Raw genomic sequence first — 23854 nt, 5'->3', positions numbered from 1 at the left:
GGAATCATCTTTTGAAGTCATCTTTTGGAAGTTATGTGTGAAAATTCAGAAGCTATATTCAGATATGCTTATATAAAGATTTGGCAAAAAAGCTTCGAATGGCTTTACATTTTCTCCTGCACATATATCAATTGCCTTGAAGTATCCTGAACTTGCATATTTATCGAGTTCGTCTGCCTCTTCTTCCACATTTCCAAAGGAGGGGTATGTTAGCTCTGCTTCAAATATACTATCAGGACAGTAGGTTTTATGGAATCCTTCGATAAGCTCTTGGAACTCTTGTACTGTTCCTACCAGATCCACTTCAGCGATACCGAAGTTCATTACAAGACGAGTTATATTATTTCGCCTGGCCTCAGCAAAAGCACCTTCCCATCTAAGCAGCATATTCTCGTATCCATTGCAAAAGGGCTTTATAGATGACCTAAACCATGTCTGCATGCCATCAAGTCCTTCAAGATGCTGTGGCGGCTCTGGAATGTTAACATGGAGGTGCTGTGCAAGCCACTCCCTTCTGCATCCTTTGGTTGAGTGATTATGGAGGTCACTTTTAGGTACAGCTAAAAGTTTGTTTATATCGTTTTCTTTTAAACCTTCTACAAAAATATTCTCCACACCAATTCTCCTTCTGAGTTTTTCGATATTGCAGTATTGTAACAAAACAGGTTCGCCTCGTAAACAAATACACGCAAAAAGGCCCGGTACTTTCGTACCGAGCCTTTGAAATCTGTAATAACAGATAATTATCTCTTCGAGAACGATTAATGATTCGAAAATGCCGTATTTGAGGCATTTCTCCTTCAGGTTGCTGTTTACCTGCTACGTACGTTAGAAAGCTCAGGGCTACTGTATGCGGCTGGTGGCAACTTTACTATTCTTTTCTGGTAAACCATCCAGGAACTTTGTGTGACAATCTCACAAGACTACCATCTTTGTAAATTGCAAATCTCCTAAAATCTTCTGTGTTATCATATACCGCAACAAGATTACAAAGAGGAAGAACTCTCCAGAAAGCTTCTAATGAAGCCATATATCTTCTTTCGATATCAGCTTCAGCTACTCCATGTCCACCTTGTGATACTCTTTTTGCAACACGCTCTTTTGCAATTTCAACACTATCTAATCCAATATAATGCATTTCAATTAAATAGCCCTTCTCTTTTGCCCTTGTAATATTTCTGATCACCGAATTTCCACACAATGTAGTTTCTTGGTTAAAGCTTACTCCCTTTTCAATATATGAGTTAAGAAGCGAAACTGCTCTTTTCCCAGCTTTGAAAATATCAGCCAGATTCTTCCAATCTCCTCCGGATTCCTTAAGTATTTCATCCGCATTTACTCTGTTTTCACATTTAAGATCCGGATCAAGCTGATATAACGTAGATTTACCTGCGCCATTAACTCCCGCAACTATAGTAAACTTTTTCATCTACTCAAAAAAGATTCCTTTCAACAACTTCTTTTTGCCTTCTTTGTAGCAAAAAATCTCCTACCATCTCATAGAAATCTTTTTCTTCTTCAGTCTCACTCTCAAGAACAAGCTGTAAAGTATCCTTAGGATTTAATTTGGCTATTTCTTTATAGATATCACTATATTTTTTTACATCACACATAGACGTACCTCGTAAATCAATACAATAATTTTAAAAAAGAGAGTTCACGCATGAACTCTCCGGGCTATGGGTATCTCAAGATTCCATAGCGCATCCACTACATAAATCGCTCATTTATAAGGCTGTGCATCACCTATATATGATAGAATAGCCAAGCTCCACGCTCGGCTAGGTCCCAAGTGATATTCACACCTGGCAACTCTGTTATTGATATAATAGCATATTTATAGGCTTTTTCAAGTTATAGCTCCCGCTTTCATAATCAACAGAATTGTAGAATTCTACATTTTTAGCGATTACAAGTTGCTGTTTACCTACTGCGTACGCAAGAAAGCTCAGGGCTACTGTATGCTGCTGGTGGCAACTTTGTTATTTCTTTCAAAAATAATCCTAGTTTCAGTCTCGCTCTAGCATCACGATATATTCAGGTGTGCCTTCTTCTAATTGTCTTTTTCCGTTGAGATTAAAACCATGTGTCTCGTAAAAATGAATGGCTTCTTTGTTCTTCTCCAGAGTCCATAGAAATCTGCAATCATATTTTTCTTTTGCGAACTCTAACAATTGGGCTCCTATGCCTTGGTTCCAAAAGAAGTAATCTACATATAATTCCGAAATTTCTTTTCCCTCCAGATGCATCATTCCCTTAACTATGCCATCATCATATACCCAAACTTTATTGAGAAGTTCAGGATCCTTGAATTCATTGGCGACCTTTACTACCTGCAATTCGTTAAAAGAGTAATCATCATTGTGAAATATTGCTCTGTACTTCATTCTTTTTGTAAACACTAGGATTTCGGCAATTCTAGATATATCTTTTAATTCTGCTTTTCTTATCACGTTTCTGTATCCACCTTAAATCTCAATCATTTTCCTAATGCCATTAGGAATCACTTCGAAGCCAAGTTTCTTGTAAAAGCCCTCTTTACCATTGGCGGAGACTCCCCCAATGGTGGTAAACTTGCCTGTTGATGAATTCTTTACAGCATAGTCAACAAGATGATTAACAATCATGGTTCCTATGCCTTGTCGCTGATACTTAGGAAGAACTACTATTTCCTGAAGATACCAATACATTGCTCCATCACCAACAAGTCTTCCCATTCCTATAAGTTCACCATCTTTAATGGCTGAGACATTTATAAGTCCGTTTTGTAGTGCCTTTCTTGCATGTTCTAAAGGAATATCCGCAAAGCCTGTAGCAGTTCTTAGTCTTACAAAGTCTTCAGGGGTTAGGATATTATCAACCAGCTCTATCATTCTGTTTTTTCTCCATAATCTATTTTTGAGTTTTATCTATGTGACCTACCTCATTTATCTCAATAGCTTTTTTCCTTCAAAAACTATTTCAACAATATTCGGCATCCAATCCATCATTCTAATGAACTCATCATAGCCATATGCGAGAGATAAGTAATCCAATATTGTACTGAATGCTGTACCATGAGTACCTAGAACAATGTTGTGACCATTATACTTATCTAAGACGTCCATGAGAGCTTCAATATTGTGTTTTTTAACATCCCGGATAAATTCTCCCCAGTCATTTATCCTGAACTTATACATTTTAATCCATCTACTTCACCATCCAAGATCCAACTTTTTTGGATCCAACCCTTTCAACAACACCTTCTTCAATGAGTTCTTTCATTATCATCTGAATTGACCTACGTGATTTCCCCATTATCTCTGATAATTCATTCTGTGTAACAGAAGGATTCTCTCTCAATAAAAGCAAAATATACTCTCTATCCGATAAAGCACCTCTTTGCGCTTTAACTTGCGCTTTATTTTGCGCTTTATCATAAGCATAATTCAAATTCCATAACGTAAGAAAGAAATTGTAACCATCAGTATAAAACTCAGGTTTTAAACTATCTGTATATCTTTCTTCAGATTCATAGGCATCAAGTATCTTCTTAAATCCACTTCCTCTTCTCTCCATCAAACGTAAGCGTCCAAAAACATCGGCCAGTATCGGATTTCTAAGCTTAGAAGGGACATGTCTCAAATCTAGTAATTGAACCTCAGAACCATCATACATTCCTCCTGGATTAGTAATAACCATTCGATCATCATAAATATCAATCTGGCTATGAGCTCCTGTCTGCAAATAACTTCTATGAATTAGTGCATTAACTAATCCTTCTTCTACTGCACGTTCTGGATAGTCCGGTAATTCTACTCTTTTATCTTTGTCTTTTCTCCATCCTTTTTTTGAGTTTTTTCTAACAAAATCCATTGCATTATCAAAGAGTGATAATAAACTACCAGTGATTTCCAGATCATCCAGAGCATCTTGAACAGACCCCGCTTTATCTAAGCCATTCCATCTTGTACAAAACATTCTTGAATGATGAATATTCCATTGGTCAGCAAACAAAACACCTGCGTTTGTCATTTGTCCGTCTTCTTGCATTAATCTAAAGCTAATAAGATCTTCTTCAAAATCGTGATTACCAGACAGTACATCAAGATATCTTTTTTTGAACGCTTCAAACGTCAGCTTATCACGAGTTATGTCAGAAACCATAGCATCATATGACGTTCCTGTGCTTTTTATAATGAATTCAGTTAGCTCAAATCCTGTAATCTCCTTCTTTACACTTCCTGTACGATAATAATATCTTCCATGGAGATTTAAAGGTAATCGCGATTTTTTTACCTCAACCTGAATATACTTCTTTTTATCTTTTGACTTGAGATTCACATCACAAGTTATCCCAAATGCTGCAGTAATTTTATTTGGAATATCCTCTAATAGCTTCTTTTGTACCTTTGAATCTAATCCAATAACGTTGCCATTATCATCAACTCCTATGTAGAGAGTCCCACCCTGGGCATTGGCATAGCCACATATCCACTCTAGATACTTATCCTGCCATGACTCTTTCCATTCAACCACCTGATTTTCGTCTTCTTCAATTATTTTGTCTATATCTCGCATAGCCTCGTCCTTAGTTTTTTTATTTAACAATATCATTGTTGCGCTTTAATTTCAACCCTAAAGCGCAAACTATAATATCATTATTGCGCTTTACTAGCCAACTACTTAACAACATGAGGACATAACAAAAACACCCCAAGACAGTTGTCCTGAGGTGTAATAAGTCGTATTTGATTGTCCAAAGACGTAATACGTTGTGAAACGATTATCTCTTTGAGAACTGAGGAGCACGACGTGCCTTCTTGAGACCGGGCTTCTTTCTTTCCTTCATACGAGGATCTCTTGTAAGGAATCCAGCCTTCTTAAGTGTAGGTCTGTACTCATCTGAGTCAGCCTGAAGAAGTGCACGAGAAATGCCGTGACGAATAGCACCAGCCTGACCTGTTGTGCCGCCGCCTCTTACAGTTACAACTACGTCGAACTTCTCAACTGTATCTGTAGCTACGAGTGGCTGACGAACGATAGTCTTAAGTGTCTCAAGACCGAAATACTCGTCAATGTTTCTCTTATTGATTGTGATATTTCCCTTTCCAGGGAGAAGGTATACACGTGCAACAGAACTCTTTCTTCTGCCGGTACCATAATATGTTGCTGCTTTAGCCATTTTGAATTCTCCTTTCAATTACCTGTAATTAAAAATCCAGTACTTCAGGCTTCTGAGCAGCGTGATTGTGCTCTGGTCCTGCGTATACATGAAGCTTTGTGTACATTTCTCTTCCAAGAGAACCCTTAGGGAGCATGCCCTTAACTGCGTGCTCGATAACTCTTTCAGGGTGAGTATTAAGCATCTCACGAAGTGTTGCGCTCTTCTGACCACCAACGTAGTCTGTGTGGTGCCAGTAAATCTTCTGATCAAGCTTCTTACCTGTAACTTTGATCTTCTCAGCGTTTACTACGATTACGAAATCGCCTGTATCAATGTTAGGTGTGTAGATAGCTTTGTTCTTTCCTCTAAGGACGTTAGCTACTTCTGTAGCAAGACGACCAAGTGTCTTATCTGTTGCATCAACAACGTACCATTTCTTCTCTACGTTAGTTGCGCTTGGCATGAATGTTTTCATCGTATTACCTCCATAGTTACTCTGTACTATATATACTATGAAAAGAACTGCCGCCAGCCTTTTCACGTTACAGAAACCCTTCACCTGATTTCTGCCATGATATATACGAAGCTCTAAAGCCCGTGGATAGACTTCTCTGTTTGTGAGGCAGACGCTTCGCGGTGCATATGCACCTATGAAAACTGTACCATGAAGGAACGTTTTCACTGTATCATCGGAAGCTTACCGGGTCTTCCGAATGATATTAACAAATTTAATGTGTGAACAAAATTAATCACACAGCAATATATTTTAGTCTTATTTTAGTAGATTTGTCAAGCGTTTTATTGTGAATCAGGGCATTTTTTAACCTCATGTCGCGAGTGAAACAAGCGACTGCAGTTTCAAACTGATGTTGCAAGCTTCATCAGTTTGAACTTAAAAATGGAACATTTTAAGCTTAAATCACTACTTCTTTGTCCGGAAACTCATATTTCATAAGGCATAATCCATTAGCAGGAGCTGTAGGTCCGGCTGCTGATCTATTTCTTGCTTCTATCATGGCCTGTATGTCCTCAGGGCTTCCTTTGCCTCTACCTATCATAGCCAGTGTCCCTGCCATGATTCTGACCATGTTGTACAGAAAGCCCTTGCCTTTGACTTCTATCACGACTTCCTTGCCTTCTCTAAATACGTTAACACTTATTACAGTTCTCACATGATCCGGTGTCTGTGTTGCTGTATTACAAAAAGAAGTAAAGTCATGGGTGCCTACAAGATATTCTGCCGCTTGCTGCATTTTCTCTATATCAAGATTGAAACTGCAATGCCATGCATAGTATCTTTTTACAGGGAGCATCACATCGTCGTTCCAGATTCTATACTGGTAGGTCTTAACGCTATTACAGTGCCTTGGGTGAAAAGAAGGATCTACTTCCATTGACTTCATGATCCTTATATCATCAGGTAGCATGCTGTTAAGGGCGTAGGAGAATTTATCGGGTGGTATACTTGCTTGCGTATCAAAAACAAACAAATTGCCACAAGCATGAACTCCTGCGTCAGTACGGCTTGCACCTATAAGCTCAGGCTCATGTCCTGTAAGGCCTTTTATGGCTTTTTTTAATACGCCTTCTATTGTGACAGCTTCAGGCTGATATGCTGATCCGTTATAGCCTGTGCCATCATATGCTGTTATCAGCAGTACTCTTGGCATCGTATCTCCATTTCTTTTGTCAAAAAATAATATCGTAAGATAATACTTGCGCTATAGATAATAATACAATCGGTAGATTGCTTGTACCTTTAGTTTTAAGCTGGTGTTAAAGTTCTAAGAAAAACGTATTATCATCGATGCTTAGATCAGTATATCTATTCTGCCAAGTACTACCATAGAAATCATAAATACTGCAACTACAAGATATGCTACAAAATCGTTTTTTTTGTAGATAAGCGGTTTCATTCTGGTTCTTCCGTCTCCGCCGTGATAACATCTGGCTTCCATTGCCATTGCAAGGTCATTGGCTCGTCTGAAAGCGGAGATAAAAAGCGGTACGAGTATTGGCACCAGGCTTTTAGCCTTTTGGATGATTCCGCCTGATTCAAAATCAGCTCCTCTTGCCATCTGTGCTTTCATGATCTTATCGGTCTCTTCCATGAGGATTGGGATGAATCTAAGTGCTATCGCCATCATCATGGCAATCTCATGAACTGGTACGCGAACTTTTTTTAGCGGATTAAGAAGAACTTCAAGACCGTCCGTAAGCTGGTTGGGAGTTGTTGTAAGTGTGAGGATTGAAGATCCTGTTATAAGGAATATAAGCCTTATAGCCATCCTTCCTGCCATAATAAGGCCTTCTTTGGTTATCTTCAGTATCCAGAATGTAAATATCGTCTCTCCCGGTGTCAGAAAAATATTAAATAAAACCGTGATCATAAGCAGCATAAATATTGCTTTCATGCCTCTAAAGATAAATGAAGGCGGCACATGGGAAAGATATATGGTCGTTGCAAGATAAGCTGCTGCAATAATATATCCTGTCATGTTGTTCACAAGAAACAGGAATATGATGAACGCAAGCGTTGCAACTATCTTAACTCTTGGATCAAGGTCATGGACCTTAGATTTAGTTTGATAATACTGACCTATCGTTATGTCTCTAAGCATTGAATTATGTCCTTGTTTATTGTATTTCTAAGTCCGCTGTTACAGGATGTAACTGGGACTTGTCCAGAAATACAGGGATGTATTTCTAAGTCCGCTGTTACAGGACGTAACTTGGACTTGTCCAGAAATACAGGGATGTATTTCTAAGTCCTAAGATAAAGCTCTCATTATCTCATCAGTTGCTTCTTCAATGGTTGTGATATTACCATCAACATCAAAGCCTTTTTCTTTAAGATCATTCATGATATATGTTACTTGAGGCGCTGCAAGTCCCATTTTCTCAAGTTCCTTGTAACTTGCAAAAACTTTCCTTGGTTCGTCATCAAATTGAACCTGCCCGTGATCCATTACAATGATCCTCTCGACATAATTGGCAACATCTTCCATGCTATGTGATACAAGGATTACTGTGATACCTCTTTCTTCATGAAGCTTCTTGAGGAGATCAAGTATCTCCGTCTTTCCTTTTGGGTCAAGCCCGGCTGTGGGTTCATCTAATACCAGTATTTCAGGATTCATGGCAAGGACGCCTGCTATAGCAACGCGCCTTTTCTGTCCACCTGAAAGGTCAAATGGAGACTGCTTATAATATTCATCAGGAAGACCTACCATTCTAAGAGCATCATAAGCTCTTTTTTCAATCTCAGATTTAGAGAGGCCGAGATTTTTGGGGCCAAAGCATACATCTGCAAATACATCTGTTTCAAATAGCTGATGCTCCGGATATTGAAATACAAGTCCGACTTTAGATCTTAGCTTTTTTCTATCATAATCTTTTGCATTTATGTCTTCGCCGTTGTATAGTACTTGGCCGGATGTAGGCTTTACAAGACCGTTTAAATGAGTTACAAGTGTCGATTTACCGGAACCTGTGTGTCCTATAAGTCCGATAAATTGACCATCTTTTATTTCAATTGTCACATCGTTTAGAGCAGTATGAGCCATCTCGGTGTCTGCATCGTATATATAATTTACATGATCTAGTTTTAATGCCATGTTAATCCTCTATCATTTTAGATATCATCAATAATACATGTAGTACACATGTTCATGAACATACTTTTGAAGTAGTCATAAGTTTTATAGTTATTCACTTTTTGGTTATATAATTTTGCAATTATACATTTTAGTACTTATTAGATGTACCAAAATTATGTATTATATCGTGCTTATATTTAATCTTTTGACCGTTTCTTTATTGTGACCAAAGCATCTGTAAGTTCATCTCTGGTAAGAATTCCCTTTGGTATATCAAGTCCTTTTTTTCTAAGGCTATCAGCAAGTAATGTAACCTGAGGTACATCCAGACGCAGCTCTTTGAGTTTATCTACCTGACTAAAGATTTCTCGCGGAGTTCCTGACATCACAACCCTTCCTTTGTCCATTACAAATATTCTGTCAGCGTGTACAACTTCTTCCATGTAGTGAGTTATAAGAATTACAGTGATGCCTTCTACGTCATTTAAAGCTCTTGCGGCTCTTATAACTTCTCTGCGCCCTGAAGGATCCAACATAGCTGTAGGCTCATCCATGATTATGCATTCCGGATGCATAGCTATAACACCAGCAATGGATACGCGCTGCTTCTGACCTCCTGAAAGATGATTAGGAGATGCTTTCCGGTATTCATACATTCCAACTGTCTTTAAGCTTTCATTAACACGTTCCCATATCTCTTCTGTAGGCACTCCCATGTTCTCAGGACCGAATCCCACATCTTCCTCGACTATCTGACCGATTATCTGATTATCAGGGTTCTGAAAGACCATGCCAGCCTTCTGGCGTATATCCCATATTCTGTTATCATCACAGGTGTCCATACCGTCTACCAGAACTGAACCTTTAGTAGGATATAAGAGGGCATTAAAATGTTTGGCAAGAGTAGACTTACCTGAACCATTATGGCCCAGGATAGCAATAAACTCGCCTTTATTTATAGTCATATCTACACCATCTACTGCAGTTACAGTTCCTATCGGGTTGCCTTCTTCGTCATGTTTTGTGTATTCAAAACTAACTCCACCGGCTTGGATCATTGGTTTATTATCTTTTCGTGTATAATCATTCATTTTTTTATATGTGTAATCCTGCGATCATTATTATATTTTAATCTTTTAGATAGGTTTCAAAAGGTCCTTTTAACCTATATTTCATATTATGAGGAATATATGGATTTTATAAATAGAATTAGCCACATTTTTCCTGTATCTTCACGATTATACAAAATTAGCATAAAAGCGTCAATTAGAGTAAACTATACGTATAGGGGAGGTGCGTATGAGAATTAGCAATCTTAGTCTATCCAAAAAGATATTCATATTGATAATCTGTATCGTAATATGCGCAATCGGAGCGAGAATTTTAAACTCAGGAGAAACTCTGTCAGAATATGCAGCAAATCATCCAGAGGAAGCATATGCTTCAACAGCAGAAAGCACTGGTAATTGAGTTCTTTTTGTAAAAAGCTTATATATAATATAATCCTGTTCAAAAAAATCCGCATATACATTTAGTATATGCGGATAATTTTTATGTTATCTTAAACTGAATTAAACGAGCTCAAGAACAACCATCATAGCTGCGTCACCCTTACGCTGACCAATCTTGATGATACGTGTGTAGCCACCCTTACGGCCAGCATACTTCTCAGCGTACTCATCGAAGATCTTGTCTGTAAGATCAACAACCTTTGTGTTCTGCTTACGAAGCTTTCCTTCTGTAGGAACTTCAGTAACCTTGTAGATCTCTTTGTACATCTGACGTCTAGCGTGAAGACGTGAAGGCTTGTCCTTTGTTACTTCCTTCTTCTCGATATCATAATCGTAAACCTTAAGAGTCTTCTTAAGCTTTTCGTTATACTTCTTCTCGAGAACGATGCGCTTTCCGTTTTCGTCCTTCTTGCAGTGCTTAACTTCTACAGTAACAGTCTCAACGTTATCTTTCTCTCTGATTCCAAGTGCGATAAGGTGCTCAGCGATCTGACGTACCTCTTTTGCACGAGCCTCAGTTGTAACGATCTTACCGTTGTAAAGAAGTTCAGTTACCTGGTTTCTAAGAAGAGCCTTTCTAGGCTTGCTTGCTTTGCTAAGCTTTCTGTACATTGCCATGATATAATATTTCCTTTCTCATTACAGAGTTCCCTCTGCGTTGGTGCATTTTACAGCGCTCATTGGTCTTACCCGTAAAATGTTATGTTTACCATGAGATTCGCATCAGTACACTTTGGTTTTACCTTCTGCGAATTAACTCTTTAGTTAAGTTCCTCAGTTATCTCACCTTTTCTAAGCTGCAGACCGAGCTCTTCGAGCTTGGCAAGAACTTCTTCAAGTGACTTACGTCCGAGGTTACGTACCTTCATCATATCATCAGGAGTCTTGTTGCAGAGTTCCTGAACTGTATTGATTCCGGCTCTCTTGAGACAGTTGAATGAACGAACAGAAAGTTCAAGCTCTTCAATTGACATCTCAAGGACTTTACCCTTAACATTGTCTTCTTTATCTGTAATAACATCAGCAGTCTGAGCTACTTCAGAAAGATCAATGAAAAGAGACAGATGCTCTGAAAGTACCTTCGCAGCAAGGCTTACAGCCTCATCAGGCTCAAGTGTACCATTAGTGTGAACATCTAAAGTCAGTTTATCAAAGTCAGTTACCTGACCGACACGAGTGTTCTCAACTGTAACATTTACACGCTCAACAGGAGTGTAAATAGAGTCAATAGCAAGAACTCCGATCGGAAGGTCTCCAGACTTGTTCTTATCTGAGCTGACATATCCTCTGCCGCGTGTGATTGTAAGCTCCATATAAAGCTTAGCATCAGCACCGCAAAGTGTAGCAATAGTCTGATCGGGATTCATGATCTCGATATCCTGATCAACCTGAATATCTGAAGCCTTAACAACGCCATCACCTGTATATTCGATGTAAGCGATCTTAGGCTCATTTGTTTCAGATTTATTCTTGATAGCAAGATTTTTGATGTTCATTATGATTTCAGTAACATCCTCTTTAACTCCAGGGATAGAACTGAATTCATGAAGAACGCCTTCGATCTTGACCTGACTTACTGCAGCACCAGGTAAAGAAGAAAGCATAATCCTTCTGAGGGAATTACCAAGTGTAATACCATAACCTCTCTCAAGAGGTTCTACAACGAATTTACCATACTTCTTGTCATCTGAGATTTCTGCTACTTCAATATTTGGTCTCTCAAAATCAAACACTGATATTTCCTCCTTTTATGCTTAGTCAACAGTTGCATTCTTTATATAATAATTAACTATTTACAAATTACTTGGAATACAGCTCGACGATAAGCATTTCGTCAACAGGAACATCAATCATGTCTCTTGCTGGAAGCTGTGAAATAGTACCCTTCCAATTCTCCTTGTCAGCATCGATCCATGAAGGAACGAGTCTAGCACCAGCGATTTCAGCGATATCCTTGAATCTCTGCATATTCTTAGCAGACTCTTTGATTTCAACTGTATCACCAGCCTTGATCTGGTAAGAAGGAACATTTACAACCTTACCATTAACAAGTACGAACTTATGAAGAACTACCTGACGTGCTTCTCTTCTTGTTCTAGCGAAACCAAGACGGAAGATTACGTTGTCGAGTCTTCTCTCCAGAAGAACCATAAGGTTCTCACCGGACTGTCCTCTCATCTGCTCAGCCTTCTCATAGTAATTTCTGAAAGGCTTCTCAAGTACTCCATAAATGAATTTTGCTTTCTGTTTCTCACGGAGCTGAAGACCATATTCTGAAATCTTACGGCCTGATCTCTGTGGGTTTCTCTTTGACTTCTTGTCATATCCAAGGAATGTAGGATCAAGGTCAAGAGATCTGCATCTTTTAAGTATCGGTGTTCTGTTTACTGCCATTTTGTGTGGCTCCTTTCTTCAGGATAATTGTCCTGCTGTTGTTTACAATCAATATGTGTCCGAAATGGACATGACCTTCTTCCAACTAACTAAATTGCTATTTGTAACTATATATTCTTCCAAACAGAAGAATTGAATTGATCATAATGCAGCTATTACAGCTGCATCACAATCAATATATATCATCTCATAAATGTATCTATATATTTATGACATATATAGAGTCTTTCACGAAGTGACAACAGGCTATAAATACAACCTGCATAACCCAGCTATTACAAACTGAGTCTTATACTCTACGTCTCTTAGGTGGACGGCATCCGTTGTGAGGAACTGGAGTTACATCTGTGATGCTTGTAACTGTGAGTCCATTAGCTGCGAGTGCTCTGATAGCAGCTTCTCTTCCTGAACCCGGTCCCTTTACGAACACATCAACTGTCTTAAGACCATGTATAAGAGCAGCCTTTGTAGCTGTTTCAGCAGCTACCTGTGCAGCATAAGGAGTAGATTTCCTTGAACCCTTAAATCCAAGTCCGCCTGCACTTGCCCAGCTAAGAGCGTTTCCAGCTGCATCTGTCAGTGTAACGATAGTGTTGTTGAAAGATGCCTGGATGTGTGCCTGACCGTGTTCAACGTTTTTCTTAACACGCTTCTTTGAAGCGCTAGCTTTCTGATTTGCCATAGTAAACTAACCTACTTTCTTCCTTTTAGTTTGTATACAGATGACTGAATGCTACATTCCAAAATCATCTGTGTCAACGATTGATTGACTACTATTACTTCTTCTTGTTAGCAATAGTTCTCTTAGGTCCCTTACGTGTTCTAGCATTAGTCTTTGTTCTCTGACCACGGCAAGGAAGACCTTTTCTGTGACGAGTACCGCGATAGCATCCGATCTCAGTCAGTCTCTTGATATTCATTGCTACTTCACGACGAAGATCACCTTCTACAAGGTAATCGTTAGTGATAATCTCACTAAGCTTCTTTACTTCGTCATCTGTAAGATCACGGCAACGAGTATCTGGATTAACACCAGCAGCTGCAATAATCTTATTGGAACTTGTTCTTCCGATTCCATAAATGTAAGTCAAGCCGATTTCTACGCGCTTGTCTCTAGGTAAATCAACACCTGCAATACGAGCCATTTTAATAATTCCTCCATAATAAATTATATGTATGTACGCGAACATAGAGGCGTGGCTTGTTGCCTATATGCTTTTTACTGGCGTCATACGGTTACTTTTGATTGAGGCATCTGAATGTGATATTCATAACTTCGCCTTTGCGAAATTTCTATGCCCAATCGGACAGGATCCGATCTTTCCAACACACAATATTAATATTGGTATCAAAAAGTAATATACGTAGGCTCTACGATATATTAATCGAACAGACATCAGCCGCTAGCAGCGGCGCCCGGACGAATCGAATTATCCCTGTCTCTGCTTGTGCTTAGGGTTCTCGCAGATAACACGAATGACACCCTTTCTCTTAATGACCTTGCACTTCTCGCACATAGGCTTAACAGAAGATCTGACTTTCATCCCGACTCCTTTCCTGTAGTTTCCCACATTCTTTATGTCATACTACCTCTTCACAATAAAATAACGCAAAGAGAGCCTTCTACGCAGAAGACCGTTTTATAGTATAGCGCATATTAAAATAAAATGCAACAAATTTTGCCCAAAAATTTCAGTAATTTTTTTTGAGCAATTATTTGTCTCTCCAAATAATTCTACCCTTTGTAAGATCATATGGTGAAAGTTCCATAGTAACCTTATCTCCGGGAAGGATTCTGATAAAGTTCTGTCTGAGCTTGCCGCTGATATGAGCCAGAACTACATGTCCGTTTTCAAGTTCTACACGGAACATTGTGTTAGGAAGTTTTTCTATTACTTTTCCTTCGATTTCAATTACATCTGCCTTAGACATTATTTCCTCCTTGCTATGTGCAGCATTTATTCCTCACCTTCAAGCATTGTCAGGATTTCGGGTTCATCGTCAGTTATCACGATAGTATTTTCATAATGCGCTGCCGGTGATCCGTCTACTGTCACTACTGTCCAGTCATCATCAAGCCATCCGACATGTCTTTTTCCCATTGTGATCATGGGTTCTACACATATCGTCATGCCTTTTTGAAGTTTTATTCCTCTTCGAATCTGTCTGTAGTTAGGGACATTGGGCTCTTCATGTAGACTTTGACCTATTCCGTGGCCTGTCAATTCATGTACTATTCCATATCCATATTGTGTAACATATTGATCAATGGCTTTGGATATCTCATAAAGTCTGTTACCTGCTCGTGCCTTCGCAATTCCCTCAAAAAAGCTCTGCTTTGTAACTTCTATAAGCTTTCTTTTTTCAGGACTGATCTCGCCAACCCCCCAGGTTCTGGCAGCATCGGAATGCCATCCTTTGTAAATAAGGCCGGTATCAAATGTTACGATATCACCTTCCTGAAGTATTCTGTAAGCACTCGGTATTCCATGAACTACCTCTTCATTAACAGAGATACATATGGAAGCCGGAAAGCCTTCGTAATTCTTACAGTTCGGGATACCACCCATTTTTCTGATCAGTTCTTCTCCTAAAGTATCAATCTCGAGAGTTGACATACCCGGGCGTAATGCCTGATGTAATTCTGCATGCACCTGCGCTAAGAGGTGCCCTGATTGTCTCATAAGATCAATCTGATCCGGTGTTTTGATATAGATCTGCATAACAGGACCTCAATTATCCAAGGATCTTAACAATATCTTCAAAGACATCATTCATATCTTTGGTTCCATCGACAGTTTTAAGGATGTTTTTGCCATTGTAATATGTTATAAGAGGCTGTGTCTGTTCATGATAAACACTGAGACGATTCTGAACTGTTTCCGGTTTATCATCATCTCTTTGTACAAGTTCACTACCACAGCGGTCACATATGCCTTCCTGCTTCGGAGGGATATGCTCGATATGATAAGTAGCTCCGCACTTAAGACAAGCACGTCTTCCTGACATTCTGCGAACAATATTTTCATCAGGAACTTCTACATTTATTGCAAAATCTATCTTGTCAGAAAGCTTTGTAAGCTCTTTGTCAAGTACATCTGCCTGAGGGATAGTTCTTGGGAATCCGTCAAGAACATAACCATCTTTACAATCTTCCTTAGCTACTCTGTCAAGAAGAAGTTCAACAGTCAGTTCATCAGGAACAAGCTGTCCCTTATCCATGTACTCCTTAGCTTTTTTGCCAAGTTCTGTTCCGTTTTTTATATTCGATCTGAAAAGATCTCCTGTTGAAATGTGCGGAATATTGTACTTATCACATATCATCTGTGCCTGTGTACCTTTACCGGCACCAGGTGCTCCCAGCATTATAATCTTCATTCCCCTGTCTCCTCTATTATGTATATAGTCTTATGTCAACGCAAAAGAAGGTCGGGCCATGCAAAACCATGAAACCCGGCCTCTTTGTATTATTCTCAATCGTCTAAAAAGCCTTTGTAATTACGAACAAGCATCTGTGACTCAATCTGCTTAACTGTTTCAAGTATAACACTTACAACGATGATAAGAGAAGTGCCACCAAATGATACATTTGCATTAAAAAGTCCGTTAAATACGATTGGAAGGACCGCAATGATTATCAGGCCACATACACCTATAAGAACGATGTATTTAAGCATGGTCTGCAGATAATCGCTGGTTGGCTTACCAGGTCTGATACCAGGTATAAAACCACCCTGCTTCTTAAGATTATCTGCTATCTCAAGCGGATTAAATGTAATGTCTGTATAGAAATAAGCAAAGAATATCATCAGAAGTATATATACGACAAGACCTATGCTGTATTTCCACTGAGAAGTCTGGAACCAGTTACCTTCATTAAGATATTTGAGAACCTCGCTCCAAATTCCTGTTCCCTTGTATCCCAGAAGCTGAGAAACTATGATCGGGAACTGGAAAAGTGACATTGCAAAAATGATAGGCATAACGCCGGCAGTATTAACCTTGAGTGGAATCTCAGCTCCACTTGAACCTACAAGGCGTCTGCCCTGTAATTTCTTAGCATACTGAACCGGAATCTTACGCTCTGCATCATTGAGCAGGACTACCAGTACTACCATTGCAACAATGATAGTAAGAATGATAAGACCATAAACAACCTTCTGAACCACTGAGTGATTCTCAAGGAACTGCGTATAAAGAGTCTTTAAATCCTGCGGCATTCTGGAGACAATGTTGATTGTAAGGACAATGGAAATACCATTACCTACACCATAATCCGTAATTCTTTCACCAATCCACATAAGGAATGCACTACCTGCAGTAAGCGCTGCAACGATTTCTACACAATATACCCAGTTCTGAGATTTGATAAGAAGACCATTGCGATAGAAACCTACTGCCATAGCAATTGATTCTACGAGCGCAAGTGCTATTGTGATGTAACGAGTCATGTTAGTAAGTTTCTTACGTCCTTCCTCGCCATCATGCTGCCATTCTTCTAACTTCGGAATAGCAATAGTCAGCAGCTGTATAATGATAGAGGATGTAATATAAGGTGTAATATTCAGAGCCAGAATTGACATCTGTTCGAATGAACCACCTGTAAAACGATCCATGAAACCAAAAGTTCCACCTGCTGTAAGATTTTTGAACCAGGCTGAAAACTGATCACCGTATATTCCGGGAACAGTTATTAAAGTACCAAGTCTGATTACTGCAAGCATCAGAAGTGTAAATATTATTTTGCTTCTGATTTCTCTGATTTTGAATGCATTCTTTAGGGTTGTTAGCATCAGATCACCTCAGCTGTTCCACCAAGAGCCTCGATCTTTTCTTTTGCAGATGCACTGAATGCATTTACTTTAACCGTAAGCTTCTTAGTTAATTCTCCGCCACCAAGAATCTTAACACCATCATTTTCCTTCTTGATGATGCCCATTTCCTTAAGTGCGCTGACAGTAACTTCAGCTCCGTTATCAAATGCTTCCAGTCTGTCAACATTGATAGCTACAAAATTCTTAGAATTGATGTTCTTGAAGCCTCTCTTAGGAAGTCTTCTGAACAGTGGCATCTGGCCACCTTCAAATCCTGGTCTTGGAGCTCCTGAACGAGCCTTCTGACCCTTGTGACCCTTACCAGCAGTCTTGCCGTTTCCTGAAGCGTGTCCACGTCCTCTTCTGAAGTTGTCTGACTGAACTGAACCTTCAGCTGGTCTTAAATTTGATAATTCCATGATTTTTCCTCATTTCCCGCTGCGAGATCACTAAGACGCAGACTATGCCTCGCAGCGTGTCTCATAATCTGCTCGCTCATTATATTATATGCACATTTACCGTGCATAGCAAACATGGTTCTGCAAAAAAATTGCAGAACCGTGTTTATATCATTACATTTCTTCAACTTTAACAAGGTGTCTGATCTGCTGGATCTGTCCTCTTGTAGCGGAGTTATCCGGAAGAACAACACTGCTGTTAAGTTTCTTAAATCCCATTGATTTAACGGTTGCTACCTGCTTAGGCACAGCACCGATAGTGGATTTAATCAATGTGATCTTGAGTTTCTTTTCTGCTGCCATTGATTTCTCCTTTCCTTAAGGCTGTTACCTTAAGCTTTAACTTCTTCTAAAGACTTGCCACGCATCTTTGCAACTTCCTCAGGAGTCTTAAGTTTGCTGAGGCCGTTGATTGTAGCGAATACAACGTTCTGCTTGTTGTTGGAACCAAGAGACTTTGTACGAATGTTCTTGATACCAGCAAGTTCACATACGGAACGTGCAGGACCACCTGCGATGATACCTGTACCTTCTGGGCTCTTCTTAAGAAGAACTTCAGCGCTTCCGAACTTACCAACGAAATCATGTGTAATGGAGTTATTCTCATCAAGAGCAACTGTAACAAGTGACTTTGTTGCAGCTTCCTTACCCTTACGAATAGCATCCGGAATTTCTGTAGCCTTACCAAGACCACAACCTACGTGTCCATTACCATCACCTACAACTACGAGAGCTGTAAACTTCATGTTACGGCCACCCTTAACTACCTTGGTAACCCTTTTAATGGTAACGACTTTATCTGTTAACTCAAGCTGACTTGCATCAACGACTGTACGTTTCATTTAATTCTGTTCTCCTCTCTTAGAATTCTAAGCCAGCTTTTCTGGCAGCATCAGCAAGGGCTTCAACCTTACCGTGATAAATGTAACCTGCTCTGTCGAAAACAACAGCCTTGATACCCTTTTCAAGGGCTCTCTTAGCTACTACATCTCCAACATATGCAGCTGCATCAACATCATCGGTGTTCTTGAGCTCAGCTTTGATGTCTTTTTCAAGAGTAGAAGCAGAAACAAGAGTCTTCTGAGCTACGTCATCGATAACCTGAGCGTAGATGTTCTTGTTGCTTCTGAACACTGCAAGTCTTGGTCTCTCAGCAGTGCCGCTGTAGCGTTTACGTTCCTTCAGGTGCTTCTTTTCACGAATTTCCTGTCTGGATTCTTTTCTAACCATTTTACACTCTCCTTATCTCTTACTTCTTACCGGTCTTACCGACTTTACGTCTGATTACTTCATCAACGTACTTGATTCCCTTGCCCTTATATGGTTCAGGAGCTCTCTTCTCGCGGATGATTGCTGCGTACTGGCCAACCTTTTCCTTGTCGATACCCTTAACTGTGATGATCTGACCTTCAACAGTAGATTCAACACCTTCAGGATCTTCAAGTTCTACCGGGTGAGAATATCCAAGAGTAAGTGTGAGAGTTTTGCCTTTCTTTGCAGCTCTGTAACCAACACCTGCAACTTCAAGCTTTTTCTCAAATCCGTCTTTAACACCTGTTACCATGTTGTTCAGGAGAGCTCTTGTAAGGCCGTGGAGAGCCTTTGTTCTCTTCTGATCATCTGGTCTTGATATAACAATCTCGCCGTCTTTCTGCTCGATTGAAAGTTCCTGAGGGAAGTCTCTTGTAAGTTCTCCCTTAGGACCTTTTACAGTCACCTTGTTATTTTCTGCAACGCTGATAGTAACTCCATCAGGGATTGCGATTGGCATTTTACCGATTCGTGACATGCCCGTACCTCCAATTTACCAAATAAATGCAAGAACTTCGCCACCAACCTGGAGCTCTCTTGCTTTCTTATCAGTTACAACACCCTGGTTTGTAGAAATGATAGCGATTCCGAGACCACCAAGTACTCTTGGAAGCTCATCCTTGCCAGCATATACACGAAGACCAGGCTTGGAAATTCTCTTGATGCCTGTGATAACCTTATCGTTACGATCTGCACCATACTTAAGTGTGATGTGAAGATCTTTGAAGCCCTTGTTATCAACGATGTCAAGCTTCTTGATATAACCTTCCTCAAGAAGAATGTTTGCGATTGCAAGCTTCATCTTTGATGAAGGAACATCTACAGTATCATGTTTAGCAGTGTTAGCGTTACGAATTCTTGTAAGCATATCTGCAATAGGATCATTCATTGCCATTTTAAATTTTCCTCCTAATATTCTTGCTTCGCCTTACTCCCCCAAAAAGGGGAGAGACACGAAGCCGCAATAAACAAATCTAACTTTATCACCAAAGTGATTAGTTACATAATTACCAGCTGGCTTTCTTTACGCCAGGGATTTCGCCCTTATAAGCAAGTTCACGGAAGCAGATTCTGCAAATTCCGTATTTTCTAAGAACTGAATGAGGACGACCGCAGATTCTGCAACGTGTATAAGCTCTTGTTGAGAACTTAGGTTTCATCTGCTGTTTTCTTTTCATGGATAATTTAGCCATGTTTTTTCTTTCCTCCTATGATTACTTTGCGAAAGGCATGTTGAACAGTCTGAGAAGCTCACGAGCCTCTTCGTCTGTCTTTGCTGTTGTTGTGAAGATAATGTCCATTCCTCTTGTCTTATCTACCTTATCATACTCGATTTCAGGGAAGATAAGCTGTTCACGAATACCAAGAGCATAGTTGCCTCTTCCGTCAAAGGAATCAGGATTGATGCCGCGGAAGTCACGTACACGAGGCAGTGCCAGGTTTACGAGACGATCCAGGAAATCATACATCTTCTCGCCACGAAGAGTAACCTTGCATCCGATAGCCTGGCCCTCTCTGATCTTAAAGTTAGCGATTGACTTCTTAGCCTTTGTAAGAACGGGCTTCTGACCTGTGATAATTTCCATGTCGCCAGCTGCGTTCTCAAGAACCTTAGCATTTTCTTTAGCTTCGCCAACTGCCATGTTTACAACGATCTTGTCAAGCTTCGGAACTTCCATAACGTTCTTGTAGCCGAACTTCTTTGTCATAGCGTCAACGATTTCGTTTTTATATAAATCTTTATATCTGCTCACGTCTTAGTACCTCCTTCCCGTTAGTTCTTCTTCTGTGCCGGATAGATCACATCGATTTCTTCACCAGTTGCTTTTGCAACACGAGTCTTCTTAACGACCTTGCCGTTCTCATCTCTCTCGACTTTGATGCCGACACGAGTGGTCTTACCGTCAACTACAAGCATAACGTTGGAGATATCGATAGGAGCTTCAACTTCTACGATTCCGCCGTTCTGATTCTGCATAGAAGGCTTCTGGTGCTTTTTAACCTTGTTGATACCTTCTACAACTACTCTGTGATTTTTAGCATCAACGGACAGAACCTTACCTTCATGACCCTTGTCTTCATAGGAGCCAGCGATAACACGAACTGTATCTCCCTTTTTAATTCTACTTGCTGCCATAACCTGGGTTCCTCCTTATAATACTTCAGGTGCCAGAGACAGTATCTTCATGTATTTCTTATCACGAAGCTCTCTTGCAACTGGTCCAAATATACGTGTTCCTTTTGGATTACCGTCATCGTTGATAACTACAGCAGCGTTCTCATCGAACTTGATGTAGGAACCATCTTTACGACGTGTCTCCTTTACTGTACGAACAACAACGGCTTTAACAACGTCACCCTTTTTTACAACACCACCGGGTGTTGCATCTTTAACAGAAGCAACGATTACATCACCGATTCTCGCATATCTTCTTGTAGATCCGCCCATAACACGAATGCAAAGCAGTTCTTTTGCACCAGTATTATCAGCGACATTAAGTCTGCTTTCCTGTTGAATCATGTTAATTCTCCTTCTTTATAATGCGCAGGATACGAGTTAAATTTCAAAGAAATTATACTCAAAATTACTTTGCGCGCTCAATAATAGAAACAAGTCTCCATCTCTTATCTTTTGAAAGTGGTCTTGTCTCCATGACCTTTACTGTATCGCCAACATGACACTCATTGTTCTCATCATGTGCCTTAAGCTTATATGTTTTCTTAACGATCTTCTTGTAAAGAGGATGTTTTACATGGTCTTCAATGGAAACAGTGATGGTCTTGTCCATCTTATCACTTGTAACCTTACCAACACGTGTTTTTCTAAGATTTCTTTCCACGATTCTTTATCCTTTCCCGCAACTTCAGCGAAATTATTCAGCTACTTTAGACTTCTGTGTGATAACTGTCTGGATTCTAGCAATATTCTTACGAACAGTGTTGATTCTAGCAGTATTGTCCAGCTGGTTAGTAGCCTTCTGGAATCTTAAATTGAAAAGTTCCTTCTTTGCAGAAACAAGCTCTTCATTAAGAGCCTTTGCATCCTTCTTATTAAGCTCTTCAACATATGTATTAGTTTTCATCAGATACACCACCTTCCAAATCAGCCTTGGAAACGATCTTGCAGCGGCAAGGAAGCTTGTGCATAGCAAGACGAAGTGCTTCTCTGGCATCATCTTCAGATACACCGCCGATCTCGAACATTACGCGACCTGGCTTTACTACAGATACCCAGTACTCTACAGTACCTTTTCCGGAACCCATTCGAGTTTCAGCAGGTTTTGCTGTAACAGGCTTATCCGGGAAAATTTTGATCCAAACCTGTCCACCACGCTTTGTGAAACGTGTCATAGCTACACGGGCAGCCTCAATCTGGTTGGATCTGATCCAGCAAGGATCAAGGGCAACTATTCCGAACTCACCGTAAGTGATTGTTGTACCGCGAGTAGCTTTGTGAGCCATAGAACCACGGAACTGTTTACGGTGTTTAACTCTCTTTGGCATTAACATTATTTATCGCTCCCTTCCTTGTCAGCATCAGCCTTAGGTCCTTTCTTAGGAAGAACTTCTCCCTTATAGATCCAAACCTTGACACCAACCTTACCATAGGTTGTATCTGCTTCTGCAAAACCATAATCAATATCAGCTCTAAGTGTCTGAAGCGGAATTGTTCCTTCGCTGTAGAACTCTTTACGAGCAATATCAGCACCACCAAGACGTCCACCGCAGCAAGCCTTGATACCAAGAACTCCTGCCTTCATGGATCTTGACATTGAAGACTTCATAGCTCTTCTGAAGGATACACGGTTCTCAAGCTGGCTTGCAATGTTTTCTGCAACAAGCTGAGCATCGCGGTCAGGTCTCTTGATCTCTTTAATATCAACCATGACCTTTTTATCTGTAAGCTTCTGAAGCTCTTTCTTTGTGATCTCGATTTCGTTACCGCCCTTACCGATTACAACGCCGGGCTTAGCTGTGAAAACGATAACCTTAACTCTGTCAGATGCTCTCTCGATCTCGATCTTGGAAACACCTGCAGCATATAACTTTTTCTTAAGGTACTTTCTGATCTTGTAATCTTCAACAAGATTATCAGCAAATGCACCCTCTTCAGCGTACCATCTGGAATCCCAGTCAGCTATAACGCCTACTCTCATGCCATGCGGATTAACTTTCTGTCCCATTTGATTTTAGCTCTCCTTTCTTATCTCTCATCCAGAATGATGCTGAGGTTGCTCATTCTCTTGTTGATTCTGTAAGCTCTACCCTGTGCTCTAGGATGAATTCTCTTCATGATAGGGCCGTTGTTTGCGTAGCACTCAGCAATGTAAAGATTCTCACGGTTCTTACCCTGGAACTCAGCATTTGCTGCAGCACTTGCAAGAAGCTTATAGATAACGCTTGAAGCATATCTTGGATTGTACTGTAAGATAGCAAGAGCTGTTGTTACATCCTTACCACGGATAGCGTCCATAACGAAGCATGCCTTCTGAACAGGAATTCTAGCGTATGTAAGCTTTGCGTGTGGTCTTGTCTCTCTATTTTCTCTATTTCTCTCAACTTTGTATTGAGATCTGGACTTCTTCTTTTCTTCTGTTGCCATAATGAACCTCCTTTCGCT

At 40.0% G+C, this 23854-nt stretch carries 39 protein-coding genes; 1 reads left to right on the top strand and 38 read right to left on the bottom strand.

Going from position 1 to position 23854, the window contains the following annotated elements; all coding sequences use genetic code 11:
• Positions 1–45: 45 nt before the first annotated feature.
• The 13 genes from BMX21_RS14360 to BMX21_RS14300 form a co-directional block, all read right to left on the bottom strand.
• A complete protein-coding gene (locus tag BMX21_RS14360; protein ID WP_092045427.1) occupies positions 46–615 on the bottom strand; it encodes a hypothetical protein in 570 nt (189 codons plus the stop codon).
• 256 nt (positions 616–871) lie between these two features.
• On the bottom strand, positions 872–1429 hold the full coding sequence (locus BMX21_RS14355) for an ATPase (RefSeq protein WP_092045425.1): 558 nt from the start codon (positions 1427–1429) through the stop codon (positions 872–874).
• 4 nt (positions 1430–1433) lie between these two features.
• Positions 1434–1613, bottom strand: a complete 180-nt coding sequence (locus BMX21_RS14350; protein ID WP_022754341.1) for a hypothetical protein — start codon at positions 1611–1613, stop codon at positions 1434–1436.
• A gap of 396 nt (positions 1614–2009) precedes the next feature.
• Positions 2010–2453, bottom strand: a complete 444-nt coding sequence (locus BMX21_RS14345) for a GNAT family N-acetyltransferase (protein WP_242952932.1) — start codon at positions 2451–2453, stop codon at positions 2010–2012.
• A gap of 15 nt (positions 2454–2468) precedes the next feature.
• Positions 2469–2873, bottom strand: a complete 405-nt coding sequence (locus BMX21_RS14340) for a GNAT family N-acetyltransferase (protein ID WP_092045423.1) — start codon at positions 2871–2873, stop codon at positions 2469–2471.
• Positions 2874–2927: 54 nt separating this feature from the next.
• A complete protein-coding gene (locus tag BMX21_RS14335; protein WP_092045421.1) occupies positions 2928–3179 on the bottom strand; it encodes a histidine phosphatase family protein in 252 nt (83 codons plus the stop codon).
• 10 nt (positions 3180–3189) lie between these two features.
• Positions 3190–4560, bottom strand: coding sequence for an ATP-binding protein (locus tag BMX21_RS14330; protein WP_177174052.1), 1371 nt, complete (start codon positions 4558–4560; stop codon positions 3190–3192).
• 205 nt (positions 4561–4765) lie between these two features.
• Positions 4766–5164, bottom strand: coding sequence for a 30S ribosomal protein S9 (gene rpsI / locus BMX21_RS14325; RefSeq protein WP_022754345.1), 399 nt, complete (start codon positions 5162–5164; stop codon positions 4766–4768).
• A gap of 28 nt (positions 5165–5192) precedes the next feature.
• Positions 5193–5621: a 50S ribosomal protein L13 gene (gene rplM / locus BMX21_RS14320; protein ID WP_022754346.1), complete on the bottom strand. Its 429-nt coding sequence runs from the start codon at positions 5619–5621 to the stop codon at positions 5193–5195.
• A 439-nt stretch (positions 5622–6060) separates the two neighbouring features.
• Positions 6061–6816 carry a tRNA pseudouridine(38-40) synthase TruA gene (gene truA / locus BMX21_RS14315; protein ID WP_022754347.1) on the bottom strand — a complete coding sequence of 252 codons (756 nt, stop codon included), beginning with the start codon at positions 6814–6816 and terminating at the stop codon, positions 6061–6063.
• Positions 6817–6957: 141 nt separating this feature from the next.
• Positions 6958–7767 (bottom strand): energy-coupling factor transporter transmembrane component T family protein, encoded by an 810-nt coding sequence (locus BMX21_RS14310; RefSeq protein ID WP_022754348.1) that lies wholly within the window; start codon positions 7765–7767, stop codon positions 6958–6960.
• Positions 7768–7917: 150 nt separating this feature from the next.
• A complete protein-coding gene (locus BMX21_RS14305) occupies positions 7918–8763 on the bottom strand; it encodes an energy-coupling factor transporter ATPase (RefSeq protein WP_022754349.1) in 846 nt (281 codons plus the stop codon).
• A gap of 179 nt (positions 8764–8942) precedes the next feature.
• Positions 8943–9836 (bottom strand): energy-coupling factor transporter ATPase, encoded by an 894-nt coding sequence (locus BMX21_RS14300; protein WP_330367175.1) that lies wholly within the window; start codon positions 9834–9836, stop codon positions 8943–8945.
• A 208-nt stretch (positions 9837–10044) separates the two neighbouring features.
• Between BMX21_RS14300 and BMX21_RS19425 the strand changes: the two genes are divergently transcribed.
• On the top strand, positions 10045–10215 hold the full coding sequence (locus BMX21_RS19425; protein WP_022754351.1) for a hypothetical protein: 171 nt from the start codon (positions 10045–10047) through the stop codon (positions 10213–10215).
• Positions 10216–10316: 101 nt separating this feature from the next.
• On the opposite strand, the gene BMX21_RS14295 is transcribed toward BMX21_RS19425, so the two are convergent.
• The 25 genes from BMX21_RS14295 to rplV all read right to left on the bottom strand — a co-directional run bounded on the left by BMX21_RS14295 (position 10317) and on the right by rplV (position 23836).
• Positions 10317–10874 carry a bL17 family ribosomal protein gene (locus BMX21_RS14295; protein WP_022754352.1) on the bottom strand — a complete coding sequence of 186 codons (558 nt, stop codon included), beginning with the start codon at positions 10872–10874 and terminating at the stop codon, positions 10317–10319.
• Between the two features lie 143 nt (positions 10875–11017).
• Positions 11018–11989, bottom strand: a complete 972-nt coding sequence (locus BMX21_RS14290) for a DNA-directed RNA polymerase subunit alpha (RefSeq protein ID WP_022754353.1) — start codon at positions 11987–11989, stop codon at positions 11018–11020.
• Positions 11990–12056: 67 nt separating this feature from the next.
• On the bottom strand, positions 12057–12650 hold the full coding sequence (gene rpsD, locus BMX21_RS14285; RefSeq protein ID WP_022754354.1) for a 30S ribosomal protein S4: 594 nt from the start codon (positions 12648–12650) through the stop codon (positions 12057–12059).
• Between the two features lie 289 nt (positions 12651–12939).
• Positions 12940–13332, bottom strand: coding sequence for a 30S ribosomal protein S11 (gene rpsK, locus BMX21_RS14280; RefSeq protein WP_022754355.1), 393 nt, complete (start codon positions 13330–13332; stop codon positions 12940–12942).
• A 94-nt stretch (positions 13333–13426) separates the two neighbouring features.
• Positions 13427–13795, bottom strand: coding sequence for a 30S ribosomal protein S13 (gene rpsM, locus BMX21_RS14275; RefSeq protein WP_022754356.1), 369 nt, complete (start codon positions 13793–13795; stop codon positions 13427–13429).
• A gap of 285 nt (positions 13796–14080) precedes the next feature.
• Positions 14081–14194, bottom strand: a complete 114-nt coding sequence (rpmJ, locus tag BMX21_RS14270; RefSeq protein ID WP_022754357.1) for a 50S ribosomal protein L36 — start codon at positions 14192–14194, stop codon at positions 14081–14083.
• 169 nt (positions 14195–14363) lie between these two features.
• Positions 14364–14582, bottom strand: coding sequence for a translation initiation factor IF-1 (infA, locus tag BMX21_RS14265; protein WP_022754358.1), 219 nt, complete (start codon positions 14580–14582; stop codon positions 14364–14366).
• Between the two features lie 26 nt (positions 14583–14608).
• Positions 14609–15373: a type I methionyl aminopeptidase gene (gene map / locus BMX21_RS14260; RefSeq protein ID WP_022756761.1), complete on the bottom strand. Its 765-nt coding sequence runs from the start codon at positions 15371–15373 to the stop codon at positions 14609–14611.
• Between the two features lie 13 nt (positions 15374–15386).
• Positions 15387–16028, bottom strand: a complete 642-nt coding sequence (locus tag BMX21_RS14255) for an adenylate kinase (RefSeq protein WP_022754360.1) — start codon at positions 16026–16028, stop codon at positions 15387–15389.
• Between the two features lie 95 nt (positions 16029–16123).
• Positions 16124–17443 (bottom strand): preprotein translocase subunit SecY, encoded by a 1320-nt coding sequence (gene secY / locus BMX21_RS14250; RefSeq protein ID WP_022754361.1) that lies wholly within the window; start codon positions 17441–17443, stop codon positions 16124–16126.
• On the bottom strand, positions 17443–17883 hold the full coding sequence (gene rplO / locus BMX21_RS14245; RefSeq protein ID WP_022754362.1) for a 50S ribosomal protein L15: 441 nt from the start codon (positions 17881–17883) through the stop codon (positions 17443–17445). Before rplO ends, secY begins: the two co-directional genes overlap by 1 nt.
• Positions 17884–18036: 153 nt before the next feature.
• Entirely contained in the window at positions 18037–18225 is a 189-nt protein-coding gene (gene rpmD, locus BMX21_RS14235; RefSeq protein ID WP_022754364.1) for a 50S ribosomal protein L30, read from the bottom strand.
• A gap of 29 nt (positions 18226–18254) precedes the next feature.
• Positions 18255–18764, bottom strand: coding sequence for a 30S ribosomal protein S5 (rpsE, locus tag BMX21_RS14230; protein ID WP_022754365.1), 510 nt, complete (start codon positions 18762–18764; stop codon positions 18255–18257).
• Between the two features lie 19 nt (positions 18765–18783).
• Positions 18784–19152 (bottom strand): 50S ribosomal protein L18, encoded by a 369-nt coding sequence (gene rplR / locus BMX21_RS14225; protein WP_022754366.1) that lies wholly within the window; start codon positions 19150–19152, stop codon positions 18784–18786.
• A gap of 19 nt (positions 19153–19171) precedes the next feature.
• Positions 19172–19711 (bottom strand): 50S ribosomal protein L6, encoded by a 540-nt coding sequence (rplF, locus tag BMX21_RS14220; RefSeq protein ID WP_022756763.1) that lies wholly within the window; start codon positions 19709–19711, stop codon positions 19172–19174.
• Between the two features lie 15 nt (positions 19712–19726).
• Positions 19727–20128: a 30S ribosomal protein S8 gene (rpsH, locus tag BMX21_RS14215; RefSeq protein WP_022754368.1), complete on the bottom strand. Its 402-nt coding sequence runs from the start codon at positions 20126–20128 to the stop codon at positions 19727–19729.
• A 112-nt stretch (positions 20129–20240) separates the two neighbouring features.
• Positions 20241–20426: a type Z 30S ribosomal protein S14 gene (locus BMX21_RS14210; protein ID WP_022754369.1), complete on the bottom strand. Its 186-nt coding sequence runs from the start codon at positions 20424–20426 to the stop codon at positions 20241–20243.
• Between the two features lie 21 nt (positions 20427–20447).
• Entirely contained in the window at positions 20448–20987 is a 540-nt protein-coding gene (rplE, locus tag BMX21_RS14205) for a 50S ribosomal protein L5 (RefSeq protein WP_022754370.1), read from the bottom strand.
• Positions 20988–21007: 20 nt separating this feature from the next.
• Positions 21008–21370, bottom strand: coding sequence for a 50S ribosomal protein L24 (gene rplX / locus BMX21_RS14200; RefSeq protein WP_022754371.1), 363 nt, complete (start codon positions 21368–21370; stop codon positions 21008–21010).
• A 15-nt stretch (positions 21371–21385) separates the two neighbouring features.
• Positions 21386–21754, bottom strand: coding sequence for a 50S ribosomal protein L14 (rplN, locus tag BMX21_RS14195; protein WP_022754372.1), 369 nt, complete (start codon positions 21752–21754; stop codon positions 21386–21388).
• A 64-nt stretch (positions 21755–21818) separates the two neighbouring features.
• Positions 21819–22073 carry a 30S ribosomal protein S17 gene (gene rpsQ, locus BMX21_RS14190; RefSeq protein WP_022754373.1) on the bottom strand — a complete coding sequence of 85 codons (255 nt, stop codon included), beginning with the start codon at positions 22071–22073 and terminating at the stop codon, positions 21819–21821.
• 33 nt (positions 22074–22106) lie between these two features.
• Positions 22107–22316, bottom strand: a complete 210-nt coding sequence (gene rpmC, locus BMX21_RS14185; RefSeq protein WP_022754374.1) for a 50S ribosomal protein L29 — start codon at positions 22314–22316, stop codon at positions 22107–22109.
• Complete coding sequence (gene rplP / locus BMX21_RS14180) at positions 22306–22743, bottom strand: 50S ribosomal protein L16 (protein ID WP_022754375.1); 438 nt, start codon at positions 22741–22743, stop codon at positions 22306–22308. Before rplP ends, rpmC begins: the two co-directional genes overlap by 11 nt.
• Positions 22743–23417, bottom strand: a complete 675-nt coding sequence (gene rpsC, locus BMX21_RS14175) for a 30S ribosomal protein S3 (protein ID WP_022754376.1) — start codon at positions 23415–23417, stop codon at positions 22743–22745. The genes rplP and rpsC overlap by 1 nt, the downstream gene beginning before the upstream one ends.
• 20 nt (positions 23418–23437) lie before the next feature.
• Positions 23438–23836, bottom strand: coding sequence for a 50S ribosomal protein L22 (gene rplV / locus BMX21_RS14170; RefSeq protein ID WP_022754377.1), 399 nt, complete (start codon positions 23834–23836; stop codon positions 23438–23440).
• Positions 23837–23854 lie beyond the last annotated feature (18 nt).

This window comes from Butyrivibrio sp. TB (assembly GCF_900110805.1).
GTDB lineage: Bacteria > Bacillota > Clostridia > Lachnospirales > Lachnospiraceae > Butyrivibrio > Butyrivibrio fibrisolvens_C.
The sequence above is the reverse complement of the archived record's forward strand: the minus strand, read 5'-3'. Positions and strand labels throughout refer to the sequence as shown.